The following is an 11,644-nucleotide window of genomic DNA, read 5'->3' on the forward strand; positions in this document are numbered from 1 at the left end:
GAGATGAGCATGATCGTTACAATGGAACTTGCGGAAACCTATCTGGAGCGCCTGAAGGCGCGCCGCGATCCGTCCGAGCATACGGTCAGGGCCTATCGTTCGGATTTGAAGAACTATGCCGCCTTTACTCAAGCCAGGGCGGCTCTTGCGCCTGTTCCGCAAGACGGGATGGAAGAGGCGTCGCCGATCCTGGCCTACGTCCGCTACCTGACGACCGATCGTCGCATGGCGATCCGCACGACGCGCCGGCGCTTGGCCTGCCTGCGCGGTTTCTTTTCCGACTTGGTGCGAACAAAGGCGATAGACTCGTCACCATTCCAAGGCCTCGACATCGGCCTACCGAGGGCCAAGTCCCTGCCCCGTTGCCTGACTCGTGACGACGCCGCCAAGCTGGCCAGAGCGGCCCGGCTGGCGTCGTCAAGCGCCAGCGGAGACGCCCAGGAACTGGCGATCGCCGTCCTGTTGCTGCTGTCCGTGGGCTTGCGAGTGGGAGAGCTCGTCCAGCTGCGCCCCTCCGACTTCGATCTGGACGGCAGCCTGCATATCCGTGGCAAGGGTCAGCGTGAGCGGCGGGTTCCTGTGGTCGAGCCGGTTTTGCGCCAACGCCTCGCCTCGCTCCTGCGACCCGCCGCCCCGACCCTGTTCAAGGCGTCGGGCGGCGGATGGACGACGCAAGTGTTTCGCCAGCGCCTGCGCCTGTTTGCCAAAGCCGCAGGGGTCGCGCGCCGAGTGACGCCACACATGTTGCGCCATACCTGTGCGACCCTGCTGCTGGAGGACGGCGTTGACCTGCTCTTCCTGCAACGGCTGCTTGGGCATGAGAACATCGCTACGACCGCGCTCTATGCCCATGTCGGCGATGCGAGTCTGAAGCGAGCGTTGGAGCGCGCCTGTCTTCTGACAAGCTTGGCGGCTTAGCGCCTCACTGCGCCGCGGCCCAGCGATCACGAGGTTCGCTCCCCCAATCGGCGAGACCGGGAGTGCAAATGGAGGCGCCAGCTTCGCAGGGACCCGACTGCAGGACGGAGAAGGGCTGGCCGAAGCCGGTCTAAAGCACTCCGGGAGCGGAGCCGCAAGCTCGCCGGCCATGTTGCGCCAAATGCGGACATTGGCTTCGCTCCAGACTCTGGACATTCGATCTGCCTTAGGATCGAGCTTCAGGACGAATTCTCGTCCCTTCACGTCATCCAGCCTAACGTTAAGGCGTTGATTGATTAGCTCGGCGATGACGGCCATCTGCCGCTAAAGGCGGCCGCTATCGTGTTGGCCTTCCGCGGTCGAGGCCGATAGTCAGGTAGACGCGACCGGCCCAATGCACCCGATTACCGCGCTGTCGTTGCGCGGAGCCACCCATAGTTGACCTAAGCTGGGCCGTCGGGTGTATGTCTCTGAGTGGGGGAAACAATGCAGACATCCGTGCGGGTGCTGGCGAGCATCGCCAGCAAAGTCACCTTTGCTTCGCACCAGAACAGCGCCCCCGTGCTGCTGGATCTGGAGCTGGAACAGGCCGGCGAAACGACACTGGAAAACTTGACGGTCGAATTGACCTCCGAGCCAGGATTTCTGACGCCTAAGACCTGGCGCATCGATCGACTGGAGCCGCAGGTCCGTACCCGCATTCTTGATCGCAAGATCGAGCTGAACGCCGGCCTACTGTTTGAAACCGCCGAGAGCCTAGCGGGCGAGGTCGTCATCTGCGTGCGCGGCGAAGAGGGCGAACTGGCGCGGGCGCGCTTTCCCGTCGAAGTGTTAGCGCGCAACGAGTGGGGCGGCGTCGGCTACATGCCGGAGCTGCTGGCGGCCTTCGTGACACCCAATGATCCTGCTGTCGACCAACTGCTCAAGCGTACGGCGCAGGTGCTGCAAAGCGCCGGCAAACCCGACACCCTGGATGGCTATCAAAGCCAGTCGAGCCGACGGGTGTGGGAGCTCACCTCCGCGCTCTGGTCGGCGGTGTCATCCCTGCGGCTGACTTACGCTTTGCCGCCGGCGAGCTTCGAGACGAATGGCCAGAAGATCCGCACGCCGGGAGCCATCCTCGAAGGCGGATTGGCGACCTGTCTCGACACCGCGTTGTTGTTCGCCGCAGGGTTGGAGCAGATGGGACTCAATCCCGTCCTGATCCTCACCAAAGGCCACGCCTTTGTCGGGTGCTGGCTGATCCCGCAGGAATTCGCCAGCCTGATCACCGACGACGTGGTGGCGGTCAGAAAACGCGTTGCGCTCGGCGAGATGGTACTGTTCGAAACCACGCTTTCGACCAGCAAGCCCGCGCCGTCCTTCAGCCACGCCGTGGAGACGGCCAGCCGCCAGATCGCCTCCGAGCACGAGGACGATTTCATCCTGGCGCTCGATATCCGCCGTGCGCGCATGCAACGCCTGCGACCGGTGGCGCTGCAGATCACCGCCGTCGCGCCCGAAGAGTCGGACGGGCGCGCGTCTGTCGCCGAGAGCCTGGAAGAAGCGCCTGCCTTGCCCGACTTCGACCGAAACCTGGCCAATGAAGCCCAGGCGACGCCGAGGGGCCGGATCGACCAGTGGCGGCGCAAGTTGCTCGATCTAACGGTACGCAACCGTCTCTTACACACCAAACCCAGCGCCACAGCCCTGCGCCTGATCTGTCCTGACATCGCCCGGCTCGAGGATCTGCTTACGGACGGCGCCAAGATCCGGATTAAGCCTCTGCCCGAGCTGGAGGGTTTTGGCGCAGGGGGGCGGGAAGCCGCCCTGCATGAAGCCCGGACAGGCGAAAACTTGCTTGAGGCCCACGCCCGCGAGGCCCTGGAAGTCGGCGAGGTCCTCTCATCGCTCGACGCCAAGGCGCTGGACGCCCAACTAGTCGAACTCTATCGCAAATCGCGCCTCGATTTGCAGGAAGGCGGCGCCAACACCCTGTTTCTGGCCATGGGCTTCCTGAACTGGAAGCGCTCCGAAGCCGATCCTCGCACCTATCACGCGCCGTTGATCCTGTTGCCCGTGACGCTTGAGAGAAAGAGCGCACGCTCCGGGGTGGTGATGACCGCGCACGAGGATGAGGCGCGCTTCAACCTGACCCTGCTGGAATTGTTGAAGCAGGATTTCGAGCTGACCATTCCCGAGTTGGAAGGTGAATTACCGGCTGATGACCATGGCGTGGATGTCCGCGCCGTCTGGACCGCGGTTCGGCGCGCGGTGCGTGACGTTGCGGGGTTCGAGGTCGCCGAGGAGCTGACCCTGGGCGTCTTCTCCTTCGCCAAATACCTGATGTGGAAGGACCTGACCGATCGCGTCGACCAACTGAAGGCCAGCGCGGTCGTGCGCCATTTGATCGACACGCCGCGCGACCCGTTCCTCTGCAAGGAAGGTTTCCCAGACGCCGACAAATTGGACCAGGAGGTCCGGCCATCCGACTTGTTCGCGCCGCTCCCCGCAGACTCCTCCCAGCTGGCCGCCGTGGTGGCGTCCGGCCAGGGCTGCGACTTCGTGCTCGACGGCCCGCCCGGCACCGGCAAGTCCCAGACGATCGCCAACATGATCGCGCACAATCTGGCGCTGGGCCGCAAAGTCCTGTTCGTGGCCGAGAAGATGGCGGCCCTGGAGGTTGTCTACCGCCGCCTGGACGCCAGAGGTCTGGCGCCCTTCTGTCTGGAGCTGCATTCGAACAAGGCCAACAAGTCCCAGGTGATCCAGCAGCTGGGACGCGCCTGGGACACGCGCGACACCGTGGCGGTGGAAGACTGGACCGCGGAAACCGGTAAGCTCGCTGCGTTGCGCGACGAGCTGAACGGCCTGGTCGACCTCTTGCATGCTCGGTCCGAGAATGGCCTGAGCCTCTTCGAGGCGATCGGTCGGACCGTCCGCGACGCCGACGCCCGCACGCCCGAGCTCGGCTGGACCGCCGAGCGTCGCCATGACCGCGTGACGCTCGACGCCATGCGCGAAGCCTGCCGTCAGATGGATCGCCTGTTCGACGCCGTCGACGCGCTGGACAGCGAAGCCTTTGGGGTGATCGCGGCCGATGATTTCACCGGCGCATGGCAGGCCGATATGGTCGCCGCGACCGCGGCCCTGGCGCGCGCGGGGGAAACGGCCCGCGCTCGACGGGCGGAACTCGAAACCTGCTTGGCCCTGCCGCGCGGGCCCGGTGACCGGCTGGGTCTCACAGCGCTGACCGCCATGGCCGATGCGATCGACGCCGCCCACGGCCTGGACCTGAGCTTCGCCTTCGTGCCCGACGCGACGGCGGTCATCGACGCGCTGGAGCGCGGACTCAAACATCTCGAGACCTATCAGACGGCCGAACGAGATCTGTCCCAGCCCTACCCGTCGGAGGCGTGTCGCCAAATTCAGACGGCGGCGTTGCAAGCGAAGCTGGAAAAGTCCGACAAGGTGTTCTGGCCTCTGAACCTAATCGGGCGTTCTGCGGTGAACGGCGCGTTGAAGACCGCCGCGAAGCTGGCGGCAAAACCCGACGCGCGTGCCGACCTGCCGCGCCTGAAGACGATGCAAGGCCAGTTGGAGCGCTTGGATGAGCTGAAGGGACAGGCCAGCCGGGCCTCGGCCTGGACGGGTCTGGCGACCGATGAAGCGCGGCTGGCCGCAACGCTCGAGGTTGCGCGACGACTACGCGCCGCCACGGCCAAGCTGGCCTCCACGCCCGAGACCTTCACCGCCGTCCGCGGCGCGGTGCGACAGGTGGTGGTGGACGGCAATGAATTGTTGGCGGAGGCCATGCCGATCCGGCAGGCGACAGCGCGATGGCGCGGTGCGCACGCCGATCTCGAGACGGCACTGGAGCGATTCTGCGCCGTCGCCCGTTGCGAGCAGCCGCTCGATCATCCCGACTTGCTGGAGCGGATCGCGACGATGAGCGCGACCCTGTTGGCTCATCAACCCCAGCTTCGCGATTGGAGCTTGTGGCGAAAAGCCCGACGCGCGGCCGTGACGCTTGAGCTCGACAGCATGGTCGAGGCCCTGGAGAGCCGCAGGGTCCGTCCCGGCGAGATCGCTACGCAGTTCGAGACGGCCTATGCGCGATGGTGGGCCGCCGGGCGCATAGACGCCGACGACCGCCTGCGTTTCTTCACGGCGCGCGAGGAAAAGGATCGCATCGCCGACTTCCGCGCGCTGGACGATCGCGTGGCGGACCTGACGGTTCGCTACATCCGCGCAAAAATCTCGGGCCAGATCCCGGACCGCAATACCGTCGCCAAATCTTCAGGATTCGGCGCGCTGCGCCATCAGTTGGGCCTGCAAAAACCCCGCAAGCCGGTGCGCGCCCTGATGAGCGAAATGGGACCAGACATCACCACGCTCGCGCCCTGCATGTTGATGAGCCCGCTTTCAGTGGCCCAGTACCTGCCGGCGGACGGTGCCTTGTTCGACCTGGTGATCTTCGACGAAGCCAGTCAGATCACCACTTGGGACGCAATCGGCAGCCTGGCGAGAGGCCGACAGGTCGTGATCGCGGGCGATCCGCGCCAAATGCCGCCGACCAATTTCTTCCAGCGTGGCGCGGGCGCGCCGGCCGAAGACGAGATCGACGACAGCGTCGAGGAGGATCTGGAAAGCATCCTGGACGAATGCCTCTCGGCCGGCCTGCCGCGACATACGCTGGAGTGGCACTACCGCTCGCGCCACGAGAGCCTCATCGCCTTCTCGAACCATCGCTATTACGAGAGCCGTTTGGTCACCTTCCCCTCGGCTGTGACCCAGGACACCATGGTCAGTCTGCGGCGGGTCAGCGGGGCATACGCCAAGGGCAAGTCCCGCACCAACGCGTCCGAGGCCCAGGCGATGGTCGAGGAAGCCGTTCGGCGGCTCCGGGATCCGACCTTCGGCGGCCGCGGCAAATCGTTGGCCATCGTGACCCTCAATTCCGAGCAGCAACGACTGATCGAAGACCTGCTCGACAAGGAGCGCGCCAAATACCCAGCGCTGGAGCGGTTCTTTGGCGACCATTGCCTTGAGCCTGTCGTGGTCAAGAACCTGGAAACCGTCCAGGGCGATGAGCGCGACCTGATCCTCCTGGGCGTCGGCTATGGGCCCGAGACGCCAGACGCCCCGACCATGAGCATGAACTTTGGTCCGCTGAACCGCTCTGGCGGCTGGCGGAGGCTGAACGTGGCGGTGACGCGGGCCCGCGAGGAGATGATTATCTTCGCCTCGTTCGGCCCTGAAATGGTCGATCTCAATCGGACCTCGGCCGATGCGGTGCGGGACCTCAAGCACCTCCTGGAATTTGCTCAACAAGGTCCCAGGGCCTTGGCCGCGGCGATCCAGGGTTCGGTCGGGGGCTACGAGTCGCCGTTCGAGGAGGCCGTGGCGCGCGGCCTGCGCGAGCGTGGCTGGACGGTCATCCCCCAGATCGGGGTCTCGCGGTTCCGGATCGACCTGGGCGTGGTGCATCCCGACAAGCCCGGCGCCTATCTGGCGGGCGTGGAGTGCGACGGGGCTTCCTATCACAGCGCGGCCACGGCGCGTGATCGGGACAAAGTCCGCGCGGGAATTTTGAAGGGCTTAGGATGGGAGTTGGAGCGCGTCTGGTCGACGGCCTGGTGGCACAATCGTCAACAGGCGCTCGATCTTCTCCACGCGGCGTTGACCGGCTTGCTGGAGGCCGATCGCGCCCGAGGTGCCGAAGATGTCCCGGTCAGTTTGCCAGAACCGGAAGAAACGGCCGAAACGCCCTCGGACCCGCCCAGTCCAACCGGCCGCGTCGCGCAATTCGCGCGCGCCGTCGCCTTCCCGGATTTGGAGGCGACTTCGCCGAGTCAGGACGATCTTTACCGCATGGTGGATTTGTCCGACGAACCAGCTCTCGATCCGGCCGCGTTTTACGAGCCGATCTACACCCCGACGATCGAGCGACTGACCCGCAGGGTCGTCGGAGGCGAGGGACCGTTGCGCATGGACGCGCTGGTTAACCGCATTGCACGCGCCCACGGGTTCAAGCAATCAGGCCGCCTGATCCGAGAACGGGTCGAATTGGTCGCCAACGCCCTGTTTCCGGCCGTCGCGGATCCCGACGGCCTGGTGTTCGTCTGGCCCGACTGGGCGGCGGTGGAAACCTGGTCGCGCGCCCGTGTGCCGGCGAGCGAAGCCGATATCCGTTTCATCGACGACATTCCTCACGCGGAGCTGTCGGCCTTGGCGCGGCGCGTCTCCAATGCTGACCCTGTGGTCGAAATCGCCCGGCAGTTTGGAGTGCGACGCGTTTCCGCTGCCGCCCGAAACAGAATCCAAGCGGCTGTCGCTTCGAACGTGGAAACATGACCGGACCGCAAAAAGGATTTGAGCCTGAAACGAGGCGCTATTCCCAAGAGAGTTTCGCAATAGAATTCGCGCTCAGCGGGTGTCTGCTGTAGAGCTTTCTAGCCGGTCGAAAAGCCCAATCCAACGGGGTCAATGTCCGACGAGGAGGAGAGCATATGGCAAAGGCCAAGTTTCTGTTCGCGATCGATGATGATCAGTCGTTCGAGCAAAACATGACGGCTTTGTCTCAACAGGGCGTCGCGCTGGACGCTAAGCTTGGCGCGGCCTTGTCACCGTTTCTGACACGCCTGGCTGCGGGCGACGTCAGCAAGGGCGAGATTTGGGATGCGCTGATGACGGCCGCCCGGCAAAACGGCGACGCCCCATGACCGGGTGGCTGTTGGAAGCGGTCTCCATCGAAGGATTCCGCGGGATCAACAACGAGGACGATCCTCTGATCCTCAAATTCAAAACAGACGCCGTCAATTCGATTTCAGCGCCCAATGGGGTGGGCAAGACGTCCATCTTCGACGCGATGACGTTTGCTTTGCGCGGCGGCATAAGCAAGCTCGACAATCTGGCCGCCACGGAACGCGGCGGTGACTACTACGTCAATCGCTTCCACTCCCAAGGGATGGGCACCGTCGGACTGACGCTGGCGCCGGCGGCCGGCGGCGCCTCGGTGCAAGTCACTGTGACGCGCAGCGCAAGCGGCGCGCGGGCGGTCACGGGTCCTCCGGGCGTCGACGCCGAGGCACTGCTCGAGGCGCTCAACCGCGATTTCGTCCTCCTGGATCACAAGATGTTTCAAGGCTTCATGGAGACGGACGCGCTCGATCGTGGCCGCGCCTTTTCCGGTCTTCTGGGTTTGGCCAAATATTCGGCGCTACGCCAGGAGCTCCAAGCGCTGGCCCATACCAAGGCCTTCAACAATCACGTCCAAAGCGCCGCGCTTCTCCAAGGGCATGCGACGCTGAAAGGCCAAATCTCTCAACATGAGGCCGAGGCGGCCTCGGCATTCGAGCAGCTGACCGCCCAGAAGCTCACCGACTTTGCCGATCCCAAGGCGGTCAGCGTCGCGGCGCACAACGCCCTGCATCAGATCGCCGTGCTCAAACCCCATTGCGCCGATCGAAATTTCGAAGCCATCGAGGTCGATGCCTGCATCGAAGCGGTAAAGCTGGCGGAGGGCGGCGAAGACCGCGCCCGGCTGACCGACTTGGTTCGCCAAGAGATCCAGCTTACGGGCTTGTTGAACGGCGGCGCGCAGTTGACCCAGTACGAGATAATGGTCGCCCTGGCGGCGGACCGCGACGGAGCGCTCAACCAAACTTCCGGCGAGCTTCTGCGCAAACTGTACGGCGCCGGCCGCGACGTGCTGGTCGACGACAGCTGGGCCGACAAGAACCAATGTCCCGCCTGCGAGCACACCGGTCAAACCTCCGTCCTTGAGCATGTCAATCATCGGCTGGGCGCCTACGCGGCCGTCGATGGCGCCACCAGTCAGATCACTGCGGCCTGGGCCGAAGGCGCCTGGGCTGAGCTGGAAACGCTGGAAACGCAGTTTCGCGTGGACGGCGAGGCAAATCTCTTCGCCGCCGCGGGACGGCAGGTGTCGACCGGCGGTCTCAGCGCGACCGAGGTCCAAGCGCTGTGGGCCTGGCGCACAGTCCTTGTCGATCGCGCCAAAACCAAGCTCACCGAAACCCAAGCGGCCAAGGCCGAGCTGGAGCAACGGCTTCCCGCCTCGATGGTGGCGGTAACTACGGCTCTGGAAAGCGCTCGCCGACTGCAGGGCAATTGGCTCAAGCTGGACAGCGAGCGTGCGCAGCTGCTCAAATCCGAAGCCACGATCGCCGAAATCACCCGCGTCAAAGCCTTCATCGATGCGGTCAGCGCCGGCTTCGCGACGGCCGAGGCGGACGCCTCCAAGCGCAGGCTGGCCGCTGTCGAACCGCTTTGCCAAACCCTGTTTCACAACATCATGCATCAACCGGTGCGGCCAACGCTGATCAAGGCCGACGGCAAGGAAACCCTGACGCTGGGCCTGGAGCAGTTCTACAGCCTAAAGAACGTGTCGGCTCAGGCCCTGCTGTCAGAGAGCTTTCGCAACGCCTTCGCGGTTTCGGTCTATTTGGCGGCCGCCAGTCTCTATGGCGGCGCTCCAAAGTTCGTGATTTTCGACGACGTAACCTCAAGCTTTGACGCCGGTCATCAGTACCAGCTCATGCAACTGATCCGGACCCAGTTCGCCCGGCCGGCCAAGAGCGACGGACCGCAAGTGATCTTGTTGAGCCACGACACGTTGCTGGAAAAGTTCTTCAACAGGAGCAGCAACGATCCAGACTGGCGCCATCAGCGTTTGGAGGGCACGGCGCAGACCGCCGTGCTGCCGCAAACCGGCGCGGTCAACCGCGTGCGCGATGCGACGCTCGCCTTTCTGCAGGCTGGGCAGGTCGAGTACGCCGCGCCGCGAATCCGGCAGTATCTCGAATACAAGCTCTTGGAAATCATCACCAAGGTCAGGATCCCTGTGCCGGTCGACTTCGCCGTCGATGATCAAGACAAGCAGGTGGGGGCCGCCATCGCCGCGATCGAGGCGGCGGTCAAGCTGCATGGCGCCGCCGGCTCGCTGGTCATGACCCCCGCGCAAGTCCAGGGCCTGCAAACCCATGTCGCTGGCGTGATTGGCAACTTCCTGGCGCACTACGCGACCGGCCAGGCCCAGGCCTTCTCGGCCCCCGCGCTCCAGGCGGTGATGGCGGGCATAGACGCCTACGCCGAGTGCTTCATGACCCAGGCTGGGACCCCGGGTCCAACGCGCTACTACAAGTCTCTTTCGCAGATCTGAGACCCCTCGCCGCCAGCCGGATGCTTCGATGACCGACAGCCGTCTCTTCGACCTCAATATCAAGAAGATCCTCGAGGCTTGGGACAACGCCCATGCCGTGCGCGAACTGATCGCCAACGCCCTGGACGAACAGGTCCTGACGGGAACGGCCGAAGCGCGCATCGAAAAGGACGCCGATGGCGTTTGGACCATTCGCGATCAAGGTCGCGGACTGCGTTACGAGCATTTTACCCAGAATGAGAACCCCGAAAAGTTGGCGGCCGTCGGCCAGGTGATCGGCAAGTTCGGCGTGGGTCTCAAGGACGCGATGGCCACGCTCGATCGCAACGGCGTGGGCGTTGAAATCGAATCCTCCCACGGGGTGATCACGCTTGCGCAACGCGCCAAGCATGGATTTGGCGACGTTGTGACGCTTCACGCCGCCGTCAGTCCGCCACGCGAGCCGCTGATGACCGGCACGACCATTCGGCTGCCGGGACTGCCGGGCGCCGACATGGAAAGGGCCAAAAGCTTCTTCCTGAAGTTCTCCGGCGAGACCGTGCTGGAGGACACCAAGGTTGGGAGAATTCTATTCAAAAGCGGCTCCAAGAGCCGAATCTACGTCGCGGGCCTGCTTGTGGCCGAGGAGGACAACTTCGCCTTCTCCTACGATATCACCAGCCTGACCGAGACGATGAAGAAGGCGCTCAATCGCGAGCGCACCAATGTCGGACGGACCGCCTATGGCGAGCGCGTCAAGGCCATGCTGCTGCAAACCAAGAGCGCCGGCGTCGCCCAGGTCCTGGCGGACCAGCTCATGGCCCTGGAACGCGGTACGGCCTCTGACGAAGTGGCCTGGAAGGATGTCGCGGTCCACGCTTGCAAAATCCTCAACGCCGCCGGCGATGTCCTTTTCGTCACGTCATTTCAGCTGCAAACCAATGTCAGCGCCGTCAACCTCGCCCGTGGGGACGGGCTGAGGATCGTCACCGTGCCCGATTCAATCTTGGCCGAAGTCGCTGGTGGCAAGGATCTCAGCGGCGCGCCGATCCGCGATCTTGGGGTGTATCAGAGCGAGTGGAACGACAGCTTCACGTTCGACTGGATAGACCCTAGCGCCCTAGAACCCTCCCAAGCGGCGGTGTTCGCCATGACCGACCGCCTGGTCGCCCTGGTCGGCGGCATGCCGCGTCGCGCGCGCGCGGTCCGTATCAGCCGAACGATGCGGCAGGATTTCTTCAGCGGCAGCGACGCCCTGGGGCTCTGGGATCCCGCGACGTCGAGCATTGTCATCCGCCACGACCAGCTAAACTCGCTTGCGACCTATGCTGGAGTGTTGCTTCACGAGGTGGCGCATGCGCGCAGCGGTCATGACGACGTCACGCGAGCCTTTGAAAATGAACTGACCGATCTTCTGGGCCTGACCGCCGCTGCGGCTGTGAGCCGGCTGGCCGTTGCCCCAGCCACGAGCCCAGCGTCGCTTGCGGTGGCTCCCCCTCCCCAACAAGCTCCCGCCAAACGCCGTTGGTTCTGGCGCGGTTAGAGTTCATCGACCATCGGGCGTCAGGCGGGCGGCTGATC

5 protein-coding genes are annotated in these 11,644 nt (G+C 64.4%); all 5 read left to right on the forward strand.

The features are described from left to right. The first annotated feature begins 9 nt into the window (after positions 1–9). The 5 genes from ACW175_RS14200 to ACW175_RS14220 all read left to right on the forward strand — a co-directional run bounded on the left by ACW175_RS14200 (position 10) and on the right by ACW175_RS14220 (position 11,606). A complete protein-coding gene (locus tag ACW175_RS14200; protein ID WP_492100693.1) occupies positions 10–918 on the forward strand; it encodes a tyrosine-type recombinase/integrase in 909 nt (302 codons plus the stop codon). Positions 919–1,404: 486 nt separating this feature from the next. Next, a complete protein-coding gene (gene proA / locus ACW175_RS14205; RefSeq protein ID WP_492100694.1) occupies positions 1,405–7,254 on the forward strand; it encodes an anti-phage protein ProA in 5,850 nt (1,949 codons plus the stop codon). 155 nt (positions 7,255–7,409) lie between these two features. Next, the gene (locus ACW175_RS14210) at positions 7,410–7,622 is read left to right on the forward strand and encodes a hypothetical protein (RefSeq protein ID WP_492100695.1); all 213 of its coding nucleotides are present in this window, start codon (positions 7,410–7,412) and stop codon (positions 7,620–7,622) included. After that, on the forward strand, positions 7,619–10,084 hold the full coding sequence (locus tag ACW175_RS14215) for an AAA family ATPase (RefSeq protein WP_492100696.1): 2,466 nt from the start codon (positions 7,619–7,621) through the stop codon (positions 10,082–10,084). Before ACW175_RS14210 ends, ACW175_RS14215 begins: the two co-directional genes overlap by 4 nt. A gap of 28 nt (positions 10,085–10,112) precedes the next feature. Further along, positions 10,113–11,606, forward strand: coding sequence for an ATP-binding protein (locus ACW175_RS14220; protein ID WP_492100697.1), 1,494 nt, complete (start codon positions 10,113–10,115; stop codon positions 11,604–11,606). Positions 11,607–11,644 lie beyond the last annotated feature (38 nt).

Source organism: Caulobacter sp. FV1ye6ST, from assembly GCF_058681225.1.